Origin of the sequence: Shewanella sp. LZH-2 (genome assembly GCF_016859145.1) — a bacterium.
GTDB lineage: Bacteria > Pseudomonadota > Gammaproteobacteria > Enterobacterales > Shewanellaceae > Shewanella > Shewanella xiamenensis.
The window spans coordinates 2,589,745-2,611,682 of record NZ_CP069350.1; the positions used below are offsets into that span (position 1 = coordinate 2,589,745).

Genomic DNA, 21,938 nt, shown 5'->3' on the forward strand with positions numbered 1-21,938 from the left:
CCAGTATTTAACCCCATTCGTTCAAGGGTGTGATTAGCTGGATACAAACAATCCGATTATTAAAAAGCCAGAACAGGGTTCTGGCTTTGGCAACAAGTTAATGGGACTTAGTACACAGTGGATTTAAGTCCATCATCCTCGGTTACTTTTTCGTCCAGCTGTCCATCCAACGGAACACATTCGCGTACCATTGTTCTAGGTTTTCTGGCTTTAAGATCCAATGGTTTTCATCAGGGAAAATCAGCAATTCAGATGGAATCCCCTTACGCTGCATAAAGCTAAATGCTGCTAATCCTTGACCATAAGGCACACGGAAATCCTTCTCGCCATGGATAACCAGCATCGGGGTTTTCCAGTTTTCGACATAGTTAACGGGGTTGAACTGCTCATATAACGCTTTGTTATCCTGATAAGTGCCGCCAAACTCATGCTCTGGGAACCAGACTTCTTCGGTCACATAGTACATGGAGCGCATATCGAACAGACCCGCGTGGTTAACGAGGCACTTAAAGCCATCGTTCCAGTTACCTTGGATCCAGTTCATCATGTAGCCGCCGTAAGAGCCACCTAAGGCACAGGCATTTTGTGGATCGAGCCATTTTTGTTGTTGGCTCACCGCAGCCAGACCTTTTTGTAAGTCTTCTAATGGCTTACCGCCCCAATCTTGGCTAATAGAATCGGTAAAGGCTTGGCCGTAACCGGTTGAACCGTGGAAATCCACCATCACAACGCCGTACCCCGCACCGGCCCATAACTGGGCGTTCCAACGGCCACTGAAACCGTTACCAAATGAACCTTGTGGACCGCCGTGAACGAGGTATGCAATTGGATACTTTTTGCCTTCTTGGTAGTTGGCAGGTTTGATCCAGTAGCCGTAAACATCTTCGTTATTCCAACCCTTAAAGCTAAATTGTTGGAACTCACCGAATTTAATTTCGGCCAGTTTGTCTTTGTTGACTTCGGTTAGACGTTTCAGGCCTTGGCCGTCGGTGTTGATGCGATACAGATCGCCCGGCTCAACTAAGGTTTTGCTGTCGAAGATCAGTTGATCATCGGCGATCGCAATCAGGCTATTGCTGCCGTCGCTATAAACAGACTGCACATCACCAAATTGAGTATTCACTTTAAAAATTGACACTTGACCAATGTCCTGCGCCGTCACATACAGAGTACGATTGTCCGGTGCAAACATCAGCGAGCTTGGGCTTCTGTCCCACAGCGGTGCGACTTCCTTCGACTGTCCGGTGCTGGTATCACGCAGCATAATGCGATAACGATCAGCTTCGAAGCCAGGTTTAGTCATCGCGAGGTACGCCATATAACGACCATCGCTTGAGAATGTTGGCTGGGCGTCCCAAGCGATGTTATCGGCGGTTAAGTTAGTGGCTTTGCCACCATTCACACTCACCTGCCACAAATCGTAATTGGTGGTCCAAGCTTGATCTTTACTTGGCGCTTTGGCGCTGTACACCACATATTGGCCATCTGGGGTGAAAGTCACTTCTTCCATGCCTGAGAATGGTTTAGGCGGCGTTTCGGTGTCTAAGCCTTGAGTGATATCCACCACTTTAGTCAGCTTTTCACCGTTGAGGGCGCCAACAAATAAGTGATTACGGGCATGGTCTTCCCAAGTATCCCAGTGACGTACCATCAACTGCTTGTATTCACGGCCCGTCGATTTACGCTCTTCTTCGGCCTTAAATTTGTCTTTTGAGCACGCTAAGTCTTTACACTCTGGAAAGACGCGCATACTAAGCACGATTTGCTTGCCATCGTTAGAGAGTTTGTAACCATCAATATCCAATGGCAGATCAGAAACTTGCTGCGCTTCACCACCGGTTAATGGCAGTTGGAACAGTTGGCTTGACCCGCTGCGGCTGGCGAGGAAATAAATCGATTTGTCATCGTTTGCGAAGCTGACATCGTGCTCAGTACCGGCGGCAGAAGTGAGCTGCAGCGGTTTCGCATCTACTTGCGTCAGATCGAGAAGATATAAATCCGAGCTTGCCTCTCCCTTGTCATTAACGGTTTTCAGGCCGTAGACCAGTTTTGTACCGTCGTGAGATACCACGGCTGAATGCAATTTGTTGAGTTTAACCAGCTGTTGCACAGTAAAAGGCTTAGGATCGGCCGCATGGGCAGAGCAGGCCAAACCTGCCGCGCCAAGCGCCAATAGGAGAGGAGCTATTTTCATTGTTATATCCATCTTTTGTTAAACACATTCGGTAGTTGTACCGAATGAACGGTCAAAACGAACATCAATCGTCTCTATGAAGATAAGTTTGCCACACTAACGAAACAAAAACGCTCAAGCAAGCCAAAAGGCGTACTTGAGCGGATTTTTTTGTGACAAATTGTCAGTCAATCAAGAATAGTCTGATTGAGTACCACTCGCCTCGCTATCTTGCTCAAATCCCGCTTAAAAAAGCGACACTTTTGCAAGAAGGCTATTTGTTTAGGCTATTTACTTAGGCTTTAGCTTTAGCGTTAGCGATATTGACTTTCCAAATCGCTGGCCCCGTTTCATGGGCATTCACGCCGTTTGAGTCAACCGCTACAGTCACAGGCATATCTTCAACGTCGAACTCGTAAATCGCTTCCATACCTAAATCGGCAAAAGCCACCACGCGGGATTTCTTAATGGCTTTTGACACTAAGTAAGCCGCGCCGCCAACGGCCATCAGGTAAACAGCTTTGTGTTTCTTGATAGATTCAACGGTCGCAGGACCACGCTCAGCCTTACCAATCATGCCCATCAGGCCAGTTTTTTCTAGCATCAGATCGGTGAACTTATCCATACGGGTCGCGGTTGTTGGGCCAGCAGGACCTACAACTTCATTACCGACGGGGTCAACTGGGCCAACGTAGTAGATAAACTTACCAGTAAAGTCGACGCCTTCTGGTAAACCTTCGCCGCTTTCAATCAGGCTTTGGATACGCTTATGGGCAGCGTCACGTCCGGTCAGCATTTTACCGCTTAACAGAATGGTTTCACCGCTCTTCCACTGCTCGATATCCGCTTGTGTGACAGTGTCTAAGTTAACACGGCGCACATCGCTGCCCACTTCACGGGTGATTTCTGGCCAGTCGCTCAGCGATGGTGGAGTAAGATCAGCAGGACCAGTTCCATCTAAATGGAAGTGAACGTGGCGCGTTGCCGCGCAGTTCGGGATCATCACCACAGGTTTTGATGCTGCATGAGTCGGCGCAGATTTGATTTTCACGTCTAACACTGTGGTTAACCCGCCAAGACCTTGAGCACCAATACCTAAGTTGTTAGCACGCTCGAAAATGTCTAAACGCAGTTTTTCTTCGGTAGTTTGTGCGCCGCGCGCCATTAATTCGTGAATATCCACGCTTTCCATCAAGGCTTCTTTGGCCAGCACTGCCGCTTTTTCAGCGGTGCCGCCAATACCGATGCCGAGCATACCTGGAGGACACCAGCCCGCGCCCATCGTTGGCAGCGTTTTTTCAACCCAAGCGGCGATATCGTCAGATGGGTTTAACATCACCATCTTGGCTTTGTTTTCACTGCCGCCGCCTTTGGCGGCGATAGCGACTTCAACATGGTTACCAGGCACCATATCGATATGCACCACAGATGGGGTGTTGTCTTTAGTGTTTTTACGGCTACCGGCAGGATCGGCCACAATCGATGCTCGCAGTGGATTATCTGGGTTGGTATAAGCGCGACGAACACCTTCATCGACCATTTGTTGCACGGTCATATCGGTTTTGTCCCACTTAACCCCCATACCAATCTTAACGAAGGTGGTCACGATACCCGTGTCTTGGCACAATGGACGTTTGCCTTCGGCAGACATACGCGAGTTAATCAAAATTTGGGCAATCGCATCCTTCGCCGCCGCACTTTGCTCACGCTCATAAGCTTCGCTCATGGCATCGACAAAATCTTTGGGATGGTAATAGGAGATGTATTGCAGGGCATCCGCCACACTTTCAATGAAGTCGGCTTGTTTAATCACTACATTTTCAGACGTTTCATGGTGAGATGACATAGTAGGTGCGCTCCAGCAGCCTTTAGGGCCTTACTTGTTTTTTGTGTAATTCTTTCTGGGCCAATATGATACTCTTTCCCATCTTTTTGGGCTACATCACATTTTTAGATAGGGTTAATAGATGGCAAATAGGGCGGCATTACCGCTGGCAGTACGCCAACTTGACTGGACATTCAGCACAGCAGCAATCTTCGAACACTTTGCAGCCGAGCCTTGGGCCATCGTGCTCGACTCCGCCAATGCGCCCCATCAGGACGCTAAATTCGATATTATTTGCGCAAATCCTATTGCCACCCTGATCACCCATGGTGAACTGACCGATATCCTAATTCAGTTGCCCGAATTAACCATACCCACCCAAATGAGTGCAACTGATGATCCCTTTACGCTGGTCAATCAACTATTGCGCCATTGGTATCCACAATCCTTTAGCTGCAATTTGCCCTTTAGTGGCGGCGCTATGGGCAGTTTTAGTTATGATTTAGGCCGCCGAATTGAACAGTTACCCAGCACAGCGGCTAAGGATATTCACCTCGGCGAGATGAATATTGGCTTTTACGACTGGGCATTGATTTTTGACTATCAGCAGCAAAGCTGGTTTATGGTGCACTATTTAGGCGATGCAGCGCTCGATACTCAATTGAACATAATTGAAGCAAAAATAGCCAACACCACAAAACAGGCTGAGTTTAGTCTCACAAGCCCTTGGTCGGCGCAACTCACCAAAGCCCAGTACACCTCAAAATTTAATCAAGTACAAGCATATCTACAAAGCGGTGATTGCTATCAAATTAATTTAACTCAGCGATTTGAAGCTGAGTATCAAGGCGATGAATGGCTCGCCTACTGCAAACTGCGCAGTGCCAATCAGGCGCCCTTCTCTGCATTTATGCGGCTTGAGGCCAACGCGATTTTATCGATTTCGCCTGAGCGTTTTATTCAGCTGCGCGGGGATGATATTCAAACCAAACCGATTAAAGGCACCTTGCCACGTCATGCCGATCCAGAGCGGGATAAACAGGTGGCACAAACACTCGCCAATTCCCCTAAAGATCGCGCCGAAAACGTGATGATTGTGGATTTGCTACGTAATGATATCGGCAAAGTAGCGGCGCCCGGGTCAGTGCAAGTACCACACTTATTTGCCATAGAAAGTTTTCCGGCTGTGCACCATTTAGTGAGTACCGTCACCGCTAAACTCGATCCACAATACCACGCCAGTGACTTACTGCGGGCAGCCTTTCCCGGCGGTTCAATTACTGGCGCCCCTAAAATTCGCGCCATGGAAATTATTGAAGAACTGGAACCCTCACGCCGCAGTCTGTATTGTGGTTCAATAGGCTATATCAGCCAAGATGGGCAAATGGATACGAGCATTACCATCCGCACTATTGTTGCCGAGCGCGGCAAGCTCTATTGTTGGGCTGGCGGAGGGATCGTCGCCGACTCCAATGTCGATGCCGAATATCAAGAAAGCTTCGATAAAGTCAGTCGAATCTTACCCTTGTTAGATAGCCCTCAATAATCGACAGGAATGGTGGGAAACCTATGGAACAAGCGGAATTTAGACTCAGATTCAATCTACACCCATTAGCTAAGCAAGATCCGGCGGCGCTCCCTCACCAAGGACTGCGAAAAGCGGCGGTGTTAATTCCCTTGCAGGAAATCCAAGGCGAGCTCAATCTGATTTTAACCCAAAGACCCATGCATCTTCGGGCGCACCCAGGGCAAATCAGTTTTCCGGGAGGAAAGATTGAACCCAGTGATCCAAGTGCGATTATGGCGGCATTACGAGAAGCCGAAGAGGAAATTGGTCTTTGCCGAGAAAATGTGGATGTGATAGGTACTTTCCCTGCCCACAATACCTTTACTGGGTTTGAAATTACCCCAGTGGTCGGGATCATCAAGCAAGATTTTACCTTAAGGCTCGATCCAGGCGAGGTTGCCGATTGTTTTACAGTGCCTTTAAGTTTTTTTATCGAACCAAGCCATCGGCATCGTAACGCATTCTTACGCAAAGGCCGTTATTACAGCGTACACTTTATCCCGTATCAACAGCGTTTTATCTGGGGAGCGACAGCGGCGATCATCGATCACCTCTGTCGGCATGTGAGTCTGCCCGAGGAGATGCTGTAAAGTCGCATTGCTCTTTTGGATAATTTAAATCACAAAATGTACATATAAGCCCGCCACTAACGACGTTAACAGCAGCAAGGGAATATTAAACCAATAACCCAGTTTACTGTGGTGGGCAACATAGTAGTTAAACGCCAGACTTATCAGACTGATCGCACCACAGCCCCAGATGATATATTGCAGTAATTCGGTTTCGCTTGGGTCCCAATAGTGCCTGAAGGTTTCACCGCGACTCAAGTAGGACCCGACCTCTCGTTCGGGGCGAGCCTCGCCAAACACCATCAGCGCGTACACCGCCAATGTCCAACCCAAAATAGATAATGTCGCGAGGATGAGCTGGAATATTTTAACTTTTCTCATATCGCCTCCAAACGTTTAACGCACGATAACCAAACAATCTAAAGATGTCGGATTGTGGTTGATTGGGTATATATTGCTTAATAGCGGTAATATTCACCTCAGGATACCTTTTTCAGCTTGAGAAAAGCCACCAGCAAGGTAATATAAACCTCCAAAATTTTCATATAAAACGTTTCGTTGGAGAACTAAGCAACAATGAGTATTGCATCAGTCGCTTCTGTATTTAAAGGTGAGCACGCAGTCGGTTCTACAGTCACCGTACGTGGATGGGTAAGAACTCGTCGTGACTCTAAAGCTGGCATCTCTTTTTTGGCAGTCTATGACGGCTCCTGCTTCAATCCTATTCAAGGTGTCGTGCCAAATAGCTTAGAAAATTACGACAACGAAGTGTTAAAGCTAACCGCTGGCTGCTCGGTGATCGTAACCGGTGAGATTGTTGAATCGCCAGGCGCGGGCCAAGCCTATGAGCTGCAAGTGACTCAAGTTGAAGTGACTGGCTGGGTTGAAGATCCAGACACTTATCCAATGGCGGCTAAACGTCATTCTATTGAGCATTTACGCGAATTGGCGCACTTACGCCCACGTACCAACATCATTGGTGCCGTTGCTCGCGTACGTAACTGTTTATCTCAAGCCATTCACCGTTTCTACCACGAAAATGGCTTCGTGTGGGTATCTACACCGCTGATCACCGCATCTGACTGTGAAGGCGCGGGTGAAATGTTCCGTGTATCCACACTGGATATGGAAAACCTGCCACGCACCAGTGATGGCAAAGTAGACTACGACAAAGATTTCTTCGGTAAAGAGGCTTTCTTAACCGTATCGGGCCAATTAAACGGCGAAACCTACGCCTGCGCCCTGTCAAAAATTTATACCTTTGGCCCGACTTTCCGTGCTGAAAACTCAAACACTAGCCGTCACTTAGCGGAATTCTGGATGGTTGAGCCAGAAGTGGCCTTTGCCACCTTAAGCGATATCGCCAGTCTCGCTGAAGGCATGCTGAAATACGCCTTCAACGCGGTATTAGCTGAGCGTATGGACGATTTACAATTCTTCGCCCAACACGTGGATAAAACCGTAATTGAGCGTCTGCAATCCTTCGTCTCGAGCGATTTCGCCCAAGTGGACTACACCGATGCAGTAGATATTCTGCAAAAATGTGGCCGTGAGTTCGAATTCCCAGTGTCTTGGGGTATCGACTTATCCTCTGAGCACGAGCGTTATCTGGCCGAAGAGCACTTTAAAGCCCCAGTGGTTGTGAAGAACTATCCAAAAGATATCAAAGCCTTCTACATGCGCCTTAACGAAGACGGTAAAACCGTTGCCGCGATGGACGTGTTAGCCCCTGGCATCGGTGAAATCATCGGTGGTTCACAACGTGAAGAGCGTTTAGATGTGCTGGATATGCGTTTAGAGGAAATGGATCTGAACAAAGAGGATTACTGGTGGTACCGCGATCTTCGTCGTTATGGCACAGTGCCACACGCAGGTTTTGGTCTAGGCTTTGAGCGTTTAGTGTCTTACGTCACTGGCGTATCGAACATCCGTGACGTGATCCCATTCCCACGTGCACCACGTACCGCGAACTTCTAATATCGTTTCTTAGAAAGTTGTCCTTAAAACGCGCTAACAGCGCGTTTTTTTATTGCTGTCAAACTGCGCTAAAATTCATCACTCAATCAAACAGCTTAGCCAGAGTCCTTGCGCTTTAGGGGCGAAGAAATCTAAGATGGCAGCGGCTAATACAGTGTCGTTATTTTTTAGCCCAGTTGCATGTTAGTGGCGTAGTTGCACGAAGCAACTCAACAGCATTTTGCTCAATCGAGGAATCATAATGTCAAAGATCAATTTACTTTTGCTGTGCGGCGGTGGAAGTGCGGAACACGATATTTCCCTACTGTCGGCTAATTATTTTGAAACCTCGTTAGCAAAATCAGAACAGTTCAATGTACTACGTGTAGTACTGGATAAATTTGGCCAATACCAAACCGCCGCAGGCGATGACTGCGAGCTGACCAATAACCGTGAGATCCGCTTTCGTGACGAGAGCAAAGCCCCTTGGCCCGTGGATTATGTGATCCCTTGTATTCACGGTTACCCAGGTGAGACAGGCGACATTCAGTCTTACTTTAATCTTATCCAACTGCCCTACTTTGGATGCGAATCCGAAGCGAGCAGTAACTGCTTTAATAAGATCACCGCCAAAATGTGGTTCAGCGCCTTAGGCATTCCCAACACACCTTATATCTTTTTAAATCAATACGATGATGAAGCCATTGCTCAAACTCAAGCTGCACTTGAAAATTGGGGGTCAATTTTCGTCAAGGCTGCGTCTCAAGGCTCATCGGTCGGTTGCTATAAGGTGGATGAGGCTAGCAAAGTGAGCCAAGTACTCAAAGATGCCTTTGGTTATGCGCCCTACGTGATTGTTGAAAAAACCATTAAAGCCCGTGAACTTGAAGTCGCAGTTTACGAATATCAAGGTGAAGTGATCGCCACCCTACCCGGTGAAATCATCTGCGATAGCAATACCTTCTACACCTTCGATGAAAAGTACGCGAAAAACAGTAAGGCGCGAACCGATGTCGTCGCGCAAAATGTACCGACTGAAATCAGCGATCAGATCCGAGCCTATGCGATTAAAGCCTTTAAAGGCATGAAGTTACGTCACCTGTCCCGTATCGACTTTTTCTTAACCGCGGACAATGAAATCCTGCTGAACGAAATCAATACCTTCCCTGGTTCGACGCCCATTTCGATGTTCCCTAAGATGCTGCAAAATCATGGGCATGATTTCACCCAATACTTAAGTTTAGTGATTAACAGTCAGTTAGCGGTAAAGTAACCACCTTAATCAAACAATAAGAGCGCCAATGGCGCTCTTATTGTTTGAGATGATGCATAGCGATGATGATCAACGCGGCGACATGGCCTCTTGTTTCGCCAGTAATTCAAAAAACGCAGCCTTGGGCATGGGTTTATAAAATAGATAACCCTGAATTTCTTGAATATGGTTATCCATCATTACCTTAAGCTGTTCTTGAGTTTCAACCCCTTCCGCCGTGACTCGCAGATTAAGTGCATGACTTAAGCGTACTATCGCTTCAATCAAGGCAAGATGTCGCTCACCTTCCGAGAGCCTGTCAATAAAGCTCTTGTCGATCTTAATTTGATCAATAGGGAAATTCGCTAAATAAGACAACGAAGAATAACCCGTGCCAAAATCATCGAGGGAAATGTTAATACCTCGACCACGTAACTCATTAAGCACTTGAATTAAATGAGTATGTTTTTTCATTAACAGGGATTCGGTGATCTCCAAGGTGATCAACTCATAGGGAAAATCCTCTATCCCTAAACCTTCAATAATATCGGCGAACGAATCACAAAACTCATCCTGCAACTCATGAGACCAAAATTCAAAGGTCGACACGTTAATCGCTAAACTCATCGGCCAACCGAGCGCTTGCATTTCAATAATGGTTTGCATCACAGCTTGGCGCACACAACGGCCAATATTGACAATTAAACCACTGTTTTCAGCAATGGGGATAAACTCATCGGGGGAAATAAACTGTCCTTCATGCTGCCAGCGCAGTAGCACCTCAGCACGCACAATGAGCCCCGTTGTCGCATCGACTATCGGTTGAAAGTACAACTCGAAAGCTTTTTGCTCTAATGCTTGCTTAAGTAGCGTGTGTAAATTAGCAATACGCTCTGCATTTTGTTGCATTTGTTCGGTAAAAAAATGATATCTATTACGGCCATTCGCCTTAGAGATATACATCGCTTGGTCAGCGCAGTTTAACAGTTGCTCTAAATCGAGGGCATCTTCAGGGAATCGCGCAATACCAATACTCACTGAGCTATAAACGCCTTTATCGAGGGATAATTCATAACGTCGATAAACCTGCTTATTGATCTTGTCAGCGAGTTGCGACAGTTCTCTTTGAGTCACAACCCCTGGCAGTAGGATGGCGAACTCATCACCACCTAAGCGTGCAAACACCGCCTGCTCGTTCAAACAAGTTTTAACCTGTTCCACCATCTGCACTAAGAGGACATCGCCTTTGTCGTGACCGTAGGTATCGTTTACTTGTTTAAAGTTATCCAAATCCATCAACATAAAGCTAAAGCCAGGCGTTAGGCTATCGGCACAAATAAGCTCTTGGATTTGTCTAAACAAGGCATTACGGTTAGCAAGTCCCGTCAGGGAATCATTATTCGCTTGATATTTGATTAACTGAGCCGCTTTTTTACGCTCACTGACGTCAGAAAATAACCACGCAAACCCATTATCTGTACTATGGGGTTCACGAAAAACCGTTACGGTTAAATCGAGGTAAAAGGTTTCACCATTATTCCGCAGACCGACCAGTTCACCCTGCCACATCTTCCCCTCAGAGAGATGGTTAAAGAGGGAAGCAATTTCATGGGGCTCAGAGGGAGAGAAAAACAGCTCAGGATTAAAATCTAAAATAGGCTCAGGCTGTGGCCAAACCATCAGTTTAAAAGCATCGTTGGCATAAAGTACCGAATGCTTTTCATTAGTGATCACCAGTGCTAGGGGTAAACGATCAAATATTTTCACTGCAAGACGCTGAAACTCCAGCGATCGACTACGTTCTATCGCTAAACTCGCTAATCTTGCTGCCTCAGCGATTAAGGTTAAATCCGCAGCCGTTGGGGATTTAATGACTTTGTAATACATTGCAAAGGTGCCAAGCACCTTACCTTGAGAATCTTTAATAGGTTCAGACCAACAAGCTCTTAATCCATGAACAAGTGCATAGGATTTATACAAGGCCCAATAAGGATGATGTTCGATATCCTCAACAATCACCCTTTCCCCCGTATAGGCCGCTGTACCACAGGAACCAGCCTCAGGGCCAATTTCGACGCCATGGATAGCTTGATTATAACTATCAGGTAAATGGGGTGCGGCCCCCATGAGCACTCTTTTACCGTCCTCACTGAGCAATAAGACCGAGGCGTGGGTACCAAGGCGTTGATCTTCAATTTTTAACACTAAGGCATGGAGAATTTCTGCCAATGGCGCACCATTGAGCAGCATTGAAAGAATACCGTTGTAACACTCGAGGCTAACGTTTTGATTAAACGGGACACTTAACTTACCAACCGCACCTACAACCTGCATTCCTTCGTCCATAGTACCCTTGTCAGTTAGCGTGTAAGTTAACGACATTACTAAGGTGATTAACCTTTGTAAATTAGAAGTGAATTTTAGGAGTATAAACAAGCTAAAGCAACCTTTCGATGTGTAACCAAAGGTTGCTTTAGTCTAAGGAATATTGACGTTAAAGGGTTATTTTTGCCGCAATTGGGTTGCAAGTCCCTACACTAAAAGTCTTTTAAAACCACTCGACCTCCCATAAGAACAACCATACATCACAGCGCATTTCGCGAGCATGCTCTAGCAAGGGCACACTTCATGTAATCTCGAAGCGTCAACCCTCTAGGAAATTAGGCGAATATACTGCGGTTTATTCTTGAATGCGTTCAAGCTTTGCGAGATAAAAACCATCAAAACCAGTATCGGCTGGACTGATCGTTTCATCCTCGAGTAAACGGAAATTGGGATTTTCAGCTAAAAAGGCATCCACTTGACCGCGGTTTTCGCAGGGGAAAATCGAGCAAGTCGCGTACACCACAATGCCACCGACCTTCACCATGCGACTGTAACTACTGAGAATATGCTTTTGCAGTTCCATCAACACAGGTAAACGTTCAGCGGTATCACGCCATTTGGCGTCGGGATTACGCTTTAATACCCCAAGGCCAGAACAGGGCACATCGAGCAGGACGCGATCGGCGCTAAGTTTTAAGCGTTTAATGGTTTTAGAACCGACAATTAACCGTGTTTCGATATTGTGGGCACCATTACGACGGGCGCGCTCTTTCAGATTGTCGAGTTTCCATTGCTCCACATCCATCGCTAACAAACGCCCTTTACCTTGCATTTGTGCAGCAATATGCAAGGTTTTTCCGCCAGCACCGGCGCAGGCATCAATCACTCGCATACCCGGTTTGGCATCGAGCGCTGCGGCTACCCGTTGTGAGCCCGCATCTTGCTGCTCAAATAAGCCATCTTTAAAGCTATTGGTACGAAACAGTGCCGAATCCGATGTCACTTCAAGGGCAGAATCAACGCTTTCGACCGCTTGAGTTGAGACAAATTCGGCCGCTAATTTTTGCGTTAATTCATCACGGGTGACTTTTAAACCATTAACCCGCAGGAAACGTTTAGGTGGCGTGCTTAAGGCCGCGCGCTCTTTTTCCCACGAAGCCCCCAACTGCTCATGTCCCATGGTATCTAACCATTCCGGGCAACCGTCCCAAAGTACGGGGTTAGTTTTAGCCTGTTCAATACGCGCGGCTAAATCATCAGTATCCACTGGCAGTGAGTACTGCATTTTAGGCAGTTCCAGCGCGTGAAATAAGTGCCATACATTAAGTAGCTTTGAGCCTAAACGCGCCATTTCTTCCGGCTTGATGTCGGCTAAGAAACAGTAAAGATTTAAGCGGCGTAGAATATCGCCCGTTACAGTCGCGATCCGCGCCTGCTCGGCGGGTACTAACTTTAATCCTGAAAAATGCTGAGAATAAGCCCGGTCTAAGGGTTTTCCTTCGCTTAGCACCATAGCTAAGATATTGATCACTAATTCATTCGAGCTGGCAGAAAGCGGAGAATTCAACATTTACAGGTCACCGTGAGTAATAAAACCGAGGGATCATAGGAGGTCAGGCACGAATACGCAAGTAAACAGATGATCAGTTGCTATTAAGCACCGCAAAAGCCCAATAAAAAAGCGATCCACAGGGATCGCTTTCATAAAACACTCAAATGCTCTTACATTTTAGAGCCCCGAGCACCATAGAATAGAATAAAACCGTAGCACACCACAGGCAGAATAAATGCCAGTTGGATGCCTAAGTTATCGGCTAACACGCCCTGCAATAATGGTACAATCGCACCGCCCACAATGGCCAAACAGAGGATACCGCTGCCCTGAGAAGTATGGGGACCTAAATCTCGCAGTGCTAAGCTGAAAATGGTCGGAAACATGATTGAGTTAAATAATCCCACGCCCAAAATCGCCCACATGGCAATGCTGCCACTGGTTGTCATGGCCACCAACACTAACAATGCCGCCATAAAGGCATTGAAGGCAAGCACTGTGCCTGCGGGGATTTTTTGCATCACAGCCGAGCCGATAAAACGTCCGACCATCGCGCCGCCCCAGTAATAGGCGATGTAATGGGCCGCTTGTTCTTCTGGCATACCGACTATGTGTGATTCACCAAGGAAGTTGACTAAGAAGCTACCGATAGAAACCTCTGCGCCCACATAGACAAAAATCCCCACTGCGCCCAGCACTAAATGCGTGCTTTGTAGTGCGCTGGTTTTACCTAAATGGGTTTGAACCCCACCAGTTGTTTCAGTATGTTCACGGATCACTGGCAAATCTAACTTAGCAAAAATGATGGCAAGTACGGCAAGAGCTGCGGCGAGCAACAAGTAAGGCAGTTTAACGACTTCAGCCTCGGCATTGGCTTGCGCTAATTCAGAAGACGCCGTTGCCGCCACCGATAAAATCAAAATAGACCCAAAAAACGGCGCAACTGTGGTGCCGAGTGAGTTAAAAGCTTGTGTCAGGTTTAAACGGCTCGATGCAGTTTCTGCGCTACCAAGGGCGTTGACATAGGGGTTGGCCGCCACCTGTAAAATGGTGATGCCTGAGGCAAGCACAAAAAGTGCGCCGAGAAATAAACCGTAGGTTGCAAGGGATGCGGCAGGATAAAACAAGCCACAGCCGATACTGGCAATCACTAAGCCTGTGACAATCCCTTTTTGGTAGCCAAGTCGTTTAACAAGTTGGCCAGCTGGAATAGACACCAAGAAATAAGCCCCAAAGAAACAAAACTGGATCAACATCGCTTGGGTGTAATTGAGTGAAAAAACAGCTTTTAGGTGGGGGATCAGAATATCGTTTAAACAAGTGATAAATCCCCACATAAAAAACAGTGAAGTCAGTGATACTAGCGCAAAACGGTAGTTGCCATTATCCGATCCGCTGACGCTGGTCGTGTGGCTGCTGGTGTTAATAGATGACGCCATAGTTGTGCTCTCTAATCATGTTTTTATTATCTAAAGGGTATGTCCCTTAGGCGTTTACGTAAAACAACAAGCAGTAACAATCGAGTTGTCACTGCTTGTTTGAGGCCATAGCTGGAAGACCGCTAACTTATACAACCAACTAGACCAATAGTGCATAGAAGCTGGCATAGGCTGAAAATATCAAGTTATCACCCTGCAAGTGTGCGGTTTTTAAACCATGTCCAGTTAATTCTTGCTGTAACTTAAGCCCTGCTAGCGACAACTGAGTCTCAGTGTCTAATAGGTTGAAGCAAACCAATAGCTTCTGTTCCCCAAGTTTACGCACAAACACCAATAACGGCTCTGGCGCATCGAGAAAGGCTATCTCCCCTTCAATCAAAATAGGATAACCTTTGCGCCATGCAAGGAACTGACGATAACCATGTAACATAGATGCGGGGTCTGCTTCTTGTACATCAACTGCCAGAGCTCGATGCTCGCTCGTCACAGGTAACCAAGGGGTTACTTGGCTAAAGCCTGCAAAATCTGCATGTTGCTCCCATGGCATGGGAGTACGGCAACCATCTCGCCCCTTAAACATCGGCCAGAAGGTTTTGCCGAAAGGGTCTTGTAACTCGTGGAATTCAATTGGTGCTTCGGTTAAGCCAAGCTCTTCCCCTTGATAACTACAGACACTGCCACGCAGCGAACAAAGCATCGCATTAAGCATTTTCACCATATCGGGTATTTGCTTACCGCGCCCCCAACGGCTCGCTACCCGCTGCACATCATGGTTACCGATTGCCCAGCAGGGCCAGCCATCGCCAATACTGCCTTCCAGCGCTTCTACCGTTTGGCGAATATAAGTGGCACTGTAGTCATCGGTCAGCAACTCAAAACTGTAAGCCATGTGTAACCGATCTTCGCCCTTGGTATAGGCAGCCATTACAGCGAGTGAGTCTTCAGCAGAAACTTCACCTAAGGTCACAGCGCCTGGATAACGATTGATAAGTTGGCGTAATTCTTCAATAAACTGAATCGTTTGTGGGCGATCGTTATTGTAATAATGGTACTGATAGGCATAGGGATTATCTTCACTAAATCCCCGCCCTTGGCGTTTATCCTTGGGTTTTGCCGGATTATCTCGAAGCTGCTCATCGTGATAACAGAAGGTAATGGCATCTAAGCGGAAACCATCGACACCCTTCTTCAGCCAAAACTCCACATTATCTAACACGGCTTGACGAACTTCAGGATTGTGGAAGTTTATGTCGGGTTGGCTGCGCAAAAAGTTGTGCAGATAATATTGTTGCCTGCGCGGTTCCCACTCCCAAGCGCAACCACCAAAGATCGCTAACCAATTATTGGGTGCGGTACCATCTTCCTTCGGATCCGCCCACACATACCAATCGGCCTTAGGATTGGTACGGTTCTCACGACTCTCGATAAACCACGCATGTTGATCCGAGGTATGGCTTAACACTTGGTCGATAATGACTTTAATACCGCGTTGATGGGCTTTTTCAATCAGCTCATCGAAATCCTGCATCGAACCGAATAAGGGATCGACCTCGCGATAATCACTGATATCGTAACCAAAGTCAGCCATGGGGGATTTGAAGAAGGGTGAAATCCAAATGGCATCCACATTCAGGCTGGCAATATAATCCAACTTAGTGATGATCCCGCGAAGATCGCCTACGCCATCACCATTGGTATCTAAAAGGCTGCGTGGATAGACTTGATAAATTACGGCGCCACGCCACCAGGTTAACTCACTCATAATGCCCCTTTATCCTTATTCTTCAGCGAGCTAACCCAAAAACTCACTAACAGGCAGTTACAGTAATGTTACTGCGGAGTAAAGGCGCTACGGCTTGTATTTGTGACAGCGAGCATACGTGAAGAAGGAAATAAGGTTCAATACACCTGCATACGTATGCAAAGGAGACAAGAGATACTAAGCTTCAATCGGGTAAGAATTTAATTTTTATTAACATAGAGTTACGCATATCGATTTATGATTTAGCTAATACATTTTTTATACAAAATCCGACTTTGATCCTGTCTTCAGCCTATTGAATACGTATGCACAATATTGTTACGTCAAGATTACCGGGAGTAGTATCTTCACCGTTGCATAACATTTTGGTCATAAACGCAGCACTTATGCAGTCAATTAAGCGCCGAAATACCAAAAAATGCCGTAAATACAATGCGGTAATAACGATAAAACGCTCTACATAAGCGGTTAAAAGCGACTTCAAGGGGAAGATAGAAATGATGCGATTTAAACCCAGCTTGCTGACCTTAGCACTCGTTGCTGCAGGCGCCAGTATGCACTCCTACGCAGCAGATGCGGTAACAGATAAAGATGTAAAAGCTAAAAAAGATGCAGAAATTGAAGTAATCCAAGTTAAAGGCTTCAGAACCAGTGTAATCAAATCGCTCAATGATAAACGTTTTGGCGATACCGTCGCTGAATCTATCTCTGCCGATGATCTCGGCGCTCTGCCCGACCAATCTATCGCCGATGCGTTAACCCGTTTACCAGGCGTCACCGCCGTTCGTACTGGCGGTCAAGCCAGTGGTCTGAACATCCGTGGTCTCGATGGCGATTTCGTGTTTGCTACTCTAAATGGTCATGAACAAGTCACCACTGGCGGTAAACGTGCCATTGAGTTTGACCAATATCCATCCGAATTAATCAGTCAAGCGGCTGTTTATAAATCTCCAAAAGCCTCGCTGATCGAAGGCGGTGTTGCTGGTACAGTTGAATTAAAAACTGCCGACCCACTTAAAAGTGACAAAGACCAATCATTCAATATCAACACCCGTGGCAGTTTTAACGATCGTGCTGATGAAATCTCTGATGCAGAGCAATACGGCAATCGGTTAAGCCTTGCTTATCAAGGTAAATTCCTCGAAGACACCTTAGGGGTTGCAGTGGGTTATGCCCACCTGTATCAGCCTTACGTTGCGAGTCAGTTCATTGGTTTACGTTTTAATGATGATAAAAAAGACGTTAACGCTGATGGTATCAAGGAAGCAATTAGCGAAGGTTTTGAACTACAACAAAAAGGCGGCGACGATACCCGTGATGGTTATATGGCTGCTATCCATTGGCAACCGACCGATAATCTGAGCCTGAAAGGTGATCTGTTCCACTCTAAATTTACCTCAGAAAACTTTGCCCGTGGTTTCCGCGTTAAATCATTGAAAAATGGCACCATCAGTGATGCCGTTGTCGAAAATGGTTCTATGACAGGTGGTACCGTCTCTACCGACGGCACGGATAACTTTGCGGTTTTCGTGATCAACGATAATGACTCCAAATACTCAGAGCTGACCTCTGGCTCTTTTAATGTTGAATGGAACAACGGCGGCGCACTGACAGTTGCAGCTGATGTGAGCTATTCAAAAGCCGATGGTGAATTCGTTAACGGCGGCACCCGCGCCGTGTTGTATGATGACATTGGTAATGAAGTACGCTCAGCAGAATCGATAACATACCAACTTAATGGTTTAAGTCCTGCCGATATTAGTTTTGCCAACGACTATACCAATACTGCCTCTTTGGGCTTAAAAGAAGTGGGAATGTGGCCTTATAATCAGCAAAACGATCTGGTTGCCTACAAACTCGACTTTAACTATGTCTTAGACATGGGCGTTGTGTCTTCTGTTGATTTTGGTGTGCGCTATGCTGAGCGTGAGTTTAACGCTCAACGCTCACAAGCAGGCTACGGCTTTGAATTTGGTAAAAACCCAAGCAACCAACCGGTGCTTAGCCTCAACGGCGATATGGCAAAAGTGGTTGATTTTGGAGGAGAACTCTCAGGTTACCCAAGTTTCCTCGCTATTGACTTTAACAAAGCTGTCGAGCTGGTCAATGCGCAGTTAGCCGCAACGGGTCAATCACCCTTTACTCCAACAGCTAACTGGTCAAATAACTGGACCATGATCCAAAGCGGCGCGGTCAATGAAGATGTATTGGCAGGCTACGTGCAAGCTAACTTGGACTTTGATATCGCTGATATTAAGGTAACTGGTAACGTAGGTGTTCGTGTTGTTAATACCGATCAAAGCAGTACCGGCTTACAGCAAGTAGGTTATGGTTTAGGTGAGGCCATTACCGATGAACTGGGTGTTGTCAGCACAGATTATATCCGTAACAAGGTCGGCAAAACTTATACTGATTACCTGCCATCATTAAACTTAACCTTCCACCTGACAGAAAACGATCAACTGCGTTTTGCTGCGGCATCTGTAATGTCACGTCCACCTATCGATAAGTTAAAGTCTGGTATGGGTTCTTGGTACGACGATTCAGCAACACCAGGATATAAAAAGTACAATGCGTGGGGTAACACCAGTCCGTTATTAGATCCTTTCTATGCGGATCAATATGACTTGTCCTACGAGCACTACTTTGAAGAATCTGAAGGTGCGGTCGTTGTAGCCTTGTTCTATAAAGATATTAAATCTTTCATCAACAACTTCACTATTCAACCGTTTGATTTTGAAGCGAATGGATTTATCGTACCTGATACCATTATCGATAATGGTGTTGAATTCCCAGTTGTAAAAAATGAAGGTCAATATCAAACAGCCATCAACAACGATAAAGGCGGCTATATCCGTGGTATCGAGTTAGGCTATACCCAAGTGTTTGATTTCCTACCATCACCATTGGATGGCTTAGGCTTCACGGGTAGCTACTCTTACTCCGATAGTGAAGTGGAATTTACCACCGACTTAAGTGGTTCAAACCTGACCATTCCATTGCCAGGACTTTCAGAAGATGTGTTAAACACCACATTATTCTACACCCTGGATGGCTTCGATACTCGAGTCAGCATGAGATATCGTAGTGGCTATGTTTCAGAACAAGTTGCTGTTGAATCTCAATTGGCATTCTTCGATGCGGAAACAGTTGTGGATTATCAGGCCTCTTACGCGCTGGATAACGGCCTTAAATTCCTATTCCAAATCAATAACCTTACTGATGAACCAAGCAAAACCTATTTTGGTGAAGAACATCAAACCGGGACGATTCAATACTTCGGTAGACAATATTTCCTTGGTTTAACCTACTCTCTGTAAGACAGAGTAAAAAAAGCCTGCTTCACACTGAAGCAGGCTTTTCATTTTTTATGTATAACAAAAGTGAGATGACACGCCGACATTCATTTCAAAAGTCACTCTTAAAACCTCACCCGATAAAAGGCCCATAGTATGATACGTCACAGTCTACTCTTCGCCCTTGTGTTAACCGCCTCTTCTCCCTTATATGCTCTAGCACAGGCCAGCCATAGCCCCGTCAGCAGTACAGCATCTTTGCATCTTGAGCCGCTCTCTTGGTGGGCGGGCATGCATAATCCTAAGTTGCAACTGATGCTCCACAGCGATGCACTGCCCGCGGATGCAACGCTGCTTAAGGTTGAGATAGCTGGCCAAGATGTGGTGTTTGAAGGGATTGAGCAGACGGATAATCCCCATTATTTGTTTATCAATTTAGATTTGCGCCAAGCCAAACCGCAGACCTTTGACATCCGCATTCTCGCTGGCGACAAGCAGCTCTTCCAACTGCCCTACACTTTAGCTGCACGGGCTGATGGCAGCAGTGAGCGCCAAGGCTTTAGCAATAAAGATGTGATTTACCTGATCACCCCTGACCGATTCGCCAATGGCGACCCAAGCAATGATAATCAAGCCGATATGCTTGAGCATGCGGCGCCAGAAAATTCCGATGGTCGCCATGGCGGCGATATCGAAGGTATTCGCCAGCACTTAGATTACTTAGTCAAATTGGGCGTCACTCAGCTGTGGATCAACCCACTGCTTGAAAATAACCAAGCCCAATACTCCTACCATGGTTACGCCATAACCAATCTTTATCGGCTCGACCCGCGTTTTGGCAGTAATCAGGATTACCAAAGGTTAGTCACTGAGGCCAAACAACGTGGCCTAGGGGTGATTAAAGACGTAGTGCTTAACCATATTGGCTCAAATCATTGGTGGCTAAAGGATTTACCGAGCAGTGACTGGCTCAATTACCCGCAGCATCCCGATGCAAAAAACGCCACAACGTCTCCTGCGGCCAGTTCTACCAGCCCGAGCTTTACCAGTCCGAGTTTTACCAGCCATAGACGCACCACAGTGCAAGATCCCTACGCCGACACGCAGGATAAACAGGATTTTGTCGACGGTTGGTTTGTCGATTCGATGCCCGATCTCAATCAGCGCAACCCGAAGCTTGCCACTTATCTTATTCAAAACAGCATTTGGTGGGTGGAATACGCGGGGCTTTCGGGCATTCGTGAAGACACCTACTCCTACGCCGATAAAGCCTTTTTAACCCAATGGACTAAGGCATTAATGGCAGAGTACCCACATTTTAATATTGTCGGTGAAGAGTGGACCGCCAATCCCATTACCGTCTCCTATTGGCAAAAAGGCAAAATCAATGCCGATGGCTATACCTCAGATTTACCGAGCCTGATGGATTTTCCGCTCTATGAAAAGCTGGTTGAAAGCCTGAACGAGCCAGAAGGCTGGGATACTGGTTTTATCAAGCTTTACGAGATGTTAGCTAACGATGTGGTATATGCGAACCCAAGCCAGTTAGTCCTCTTTGAAGGTAACCACGACACAAATCGGATTTATAGTCTGCTTAAAGAAAACCTGCCGCTGTATCAAATGGCCCTCACCTATGTGTTAACGGCCAAACGCATTCCACAGCTGTTTTACGGTACCGAAGTATTGATGACCAGCCCGACCAAAGATCGCCACGACGGTGTAGTACGTAGTGATTTTCCGGGTGGCTTTACCAATAGCAAAGTCAACGGTTTTAGCGGTAAAGGGCTAAATGCAAAACAGCAGCAAGCACTTGCGTTTGTGCGCACCCTACTCAATTACCGTAAGCATTCAGCCGCGCTGCAAACGGGCGATTTACTGCACTTTGTGCCGCAAAACGGCATTTATGTGCAATTTCGGTGTGCTGCAAAACATGCCCTCGCGGGCAATGCCTGCTACCAAGCCGATGCAGATAAAGTGATGGTGATTTACAACAAGAATGACCAAGCGCAAACCCTGGATTTAAGCCGATTTAACAAGGTATTGGCGGGTAAGAGCTCTGCTATTTCTGTCTTCTCGGAGGATAAGTTCAAGCTGAATCAATCACTTGTTCTGCCCAATGCTGGCGTTATGCTGCTTGAACTCAATCATCAATAACCCATACTCAATAGCAAACTTAGCTAACAGCGCGGCCAAACCACAGTTTGGCCGCCAAGTCAGTAAAG

The 21,938-nt window shown here is 46.6% G+C and carries 13 protein-coding genes; 6 read left to right on the forward strand and 7 right to left on the reverse strand.

All coding sequences use genetic code 11. The features are described from left to right. Positions 1–142 precede the first annotated feature (142 nt). Together JM642_RS11515 and JM642_RS11520 are read right to left on the reverse strand one after the other, a co-directional pair. Complete coding sequence (locus JM642_RS11515; protein ID WP_203431836.1) at positions 143–2,194, reverse strand: S9 family peptidase; 2,052 nt, start codon at positions 2,192–2,194, stop codon at positions 143–145. Between the two features lie 274 nt (positions 2,195–2,468). Beyond that, positions 2,469–4,019 carry a fumarate hydratase gene (locus tag JM642_RS11520; RefSeq protein ID WP_203431837.1) on the reverse strand — a complete coding sequence of 517 codons (1,551 nt, stop codon included), beginning with the start codon at positions 4,017–4,019 and terminating at the stop codon, positions 2,469–2,471. A 121-nt stretch (positions 4,020–4,140) separates the two neighbouring features. On the opposite strand from JM642_RS11520, the gene pabB reads away from it, so the two are divergent. Continuing rightward, positions 4,141–5,544, forward strand: a complete 1,404-nt coding sequence (gene pabB / locus JM642_RS11525; RefSeq protein WP_203431838.1) for an aminodeoxychorismate synthase component I — start codon at positions 4,141–4,143, stop codon at positions 5,542–5,544. 23 nt (positions 5,545–5,567) lie between these two features. Beyond that, complete coding sequence (locus tag JM642_RS11530; RefSeq protein ID WP_203431839.1) at positions 5,568–6,155, forward strand: CoA pyrophosphatase; 588 nt, start codon at positions 5,568–5,570, stop codon at positions 6,153–6,155. 24 nt (positions 6,156–6,179) lie between these two features. Here JM642_RS11530 and JM642_RS11535 read toward each other — a convergent pair whose 3' ends face one another. Further along, a complete protein-coding gene (locus JM642_RS11535) occupies positions 6,180–6,515 on the reverse strand; it encodes a hypothetical protein (RefSeq protein WP_037418216.1) in 336 nt (111 codons plus the stop codon). A gap of 195 nt (positions 6,516–6,710) precedes the next feature. On the opposite strand from JM642_RS11535, the gene asnS reads away from it, so the two are divergent. Together asnS and JM642_RS11545 are read left to right on the forward strand one after the other, a co-directional pair. Next, positions 6,711–8,111, forward strand: coding sequence for an asparagine--tRNA ligase (asnS, locus tag JM642_RS11540; protein WP_037418214.1), 1,401 nt, complete (start codon positions 6,711–6,713; stop codon positions 8,109–8,111). A 241-nt stretch (positions 8,112–8,352) separates the two neighbouring features. After that, on the forward strand, positions 8,353–9,363 hold the full coding sequence (locus tag JM642_RS11545) for a D-alanine--D-alanine ligase (RefSeq protein ID WP_172590121.1): 1,011 nt from the start codon (positions 8,353–8,355) through the stop codon (positions 9,361–9,363). 69 nt (positions 9,364–9,432) lie between these two features. On the opposite strand, the gene JM642_RS11550 is transcribed toward JM642_RS11545, so the two are convergent. From JM642_RS11550 to JM642_RS11565, 4 genes are all read right to left on the reverse strand, one after another. Further along, positions 9,433–11,688, reverse strand: a complete 2,256-nt coding sequence (locus JM642_RS11550; RefSeq protein ID WP_203433797.1) for an EAL domain-containing protein — start codon at positions 11,686–11,688, stop codon at positions 9,433–9,435. Between the two features lie 334 nt (positions 11,689–12,022). Then, on the reverse strand, positions 12,023–13,237 hold the full coding sequence (locus JM642_RS11555) for an RsmB/NOP family class I SAM-dependent RNA methyltransferase (protein WP_037418205.1): 1,215 nt from the start codon (positions 13,235–13,237) through the stop codon (positions 12,023–12,025). A 152-nt stretch (positions 13,238–13,389) separates the two neighbouring features. After that, the gene (locus tag JM642_RS11560) at positions 13,390–14,658 is read right to left on the reverse strand and encodes a sugar MFS transporter (RefSeq protein WP_037418202.1); all 1,269 of its coding nucleotides are present in this window, start codon (positions 14,656–14,658) and stop codon (positions 13,390–13,392) included. Positions 14,659–14,797: 139 nt separating this feature from the next. Further along, positions 14,798–16,420, reverse strand: coding sequence for an alpha-glucosidase (locus JM642_RS11565; protein ID WP_203431840.1), 1,623 nt, complete (start codon positions 16,418–16,420; stop codon positions 14,798–14,800). A 497-nt stretch (positions 16,421–16,917) separates the two neighbouring features. On the opposite strand from JM642_RS11565, the gene JM642_RS11570 reads away from it, so the two are divergent. Further along, positions 16,918–19,740, forward strand: a complete 2,823-nt coding sequence (locus tag JM642_RS11570; protein ID WP_099458213.1) for a TonB-dependent receptor — start codon at positions 16,918–16,920, stop codon at positions 19,738–19,740. 132 nt (positions 19,741–19,872) lie between these two features. Next, on the forward strand, positions 19,873–21,870 hold the full coding sequence (locus JM642_RS11575; RefSeq protein ID WP_203431841.1) for a glycoside hydrolase family 13 protein: 1,998 nt from the start codon (positions 19,873–19,875) through the stop codon (positions 21,868–21,870). Positions 21,871–21,938: the final 68 nt, after the last annotated feature.

Coding starts and splice junctions, on each gene's coding strand:
- JM642_RS11515 (WP_203431836.1), bottom strand. CDS start 2,194: ATGAAAATAGCTCCTCTCCTATTGGCGCTTGGCGCGGCAGGTTTGGCC.
- JM642_RS11520 (WP_203431837.1), bottom strand. CDS start 4,019: ATGTCATCTCACCATGAAACGTCTGAAAATGTAGTGATTAAACAAGCC.
- pabB (WP_203431838.1), top strand. CDS start 4,141: ATGGCAAATAGGGCGGCATTACCGCTGGCAGTACGCCAACTTGACTGG.
- JM642_RS11530 (WP_203431839.1), top strand. CDS start 5,568: ATGGAACAAGCGGAATTTAGACTCAGATTCAATCTACACCCATTAGCT.
- JM642_RS11535 (WP_037418216.1), bottom strand. CDS start 6,515: ATGAGAAAAGTTAAAATATTCCAGCTCATCCTCGCGACATTATCTATT.
- asnS (WP_037418214.1), top strand. CDS start 6,711: ATGAGTATTGCATCAGTCGCTTCTGTATTTAAAGGTGAGCACGCAGTC.
- JM642_RS11545 (WP_172590121.1), top strand. CDS start 8,353: ATGTCAAAGATCAATTTACTTTTGCTGTGCGGCGGTGGAAGTGCGGAA.
- JM642_RS11550 (WP_203433797.1), bottom strand. CDS start 11,688: ATGGACGAAGGAATGCAGGTTGTAGGTGCGGTTGGTAAGTTAAGTGTC.
- JM642_RS11555 (WP_037418205.1), bottom strand. CDS start 13,237: ATGTTGAATTCTCCGCTTTCTGCCAGCTCGAATGAATTAGTGATCAAT.
- JM642_RS11560 (WP_037418202.1), bottom strand. CDS start 14,658: ATGGCGTCATCTATTAACACCAGCAGCCACACGACCAGCGTCAGCGGA.
- JM642_RS11565 (WP_203431840.1), bottom strand. CDS start 16,420: ATGAGTGAGTTAACCTGGTGGCGTGGCGCCGTAATTTATCAAGTCTAT.
- JM642_RS11570 (WP_099458213.1), top strand. CDS start 16,918: ATGATGCGATTTAAACCCAGCTTGCTGACCTTAGCACTCGTTGCTGCA.
- JM642_RS11575 (WP_203431841.1), top strand. CDS start 19,873: ATGATACGTCACAGTCTACTCTTCGCCCTTGTGTTAACCGCCTCTTCT.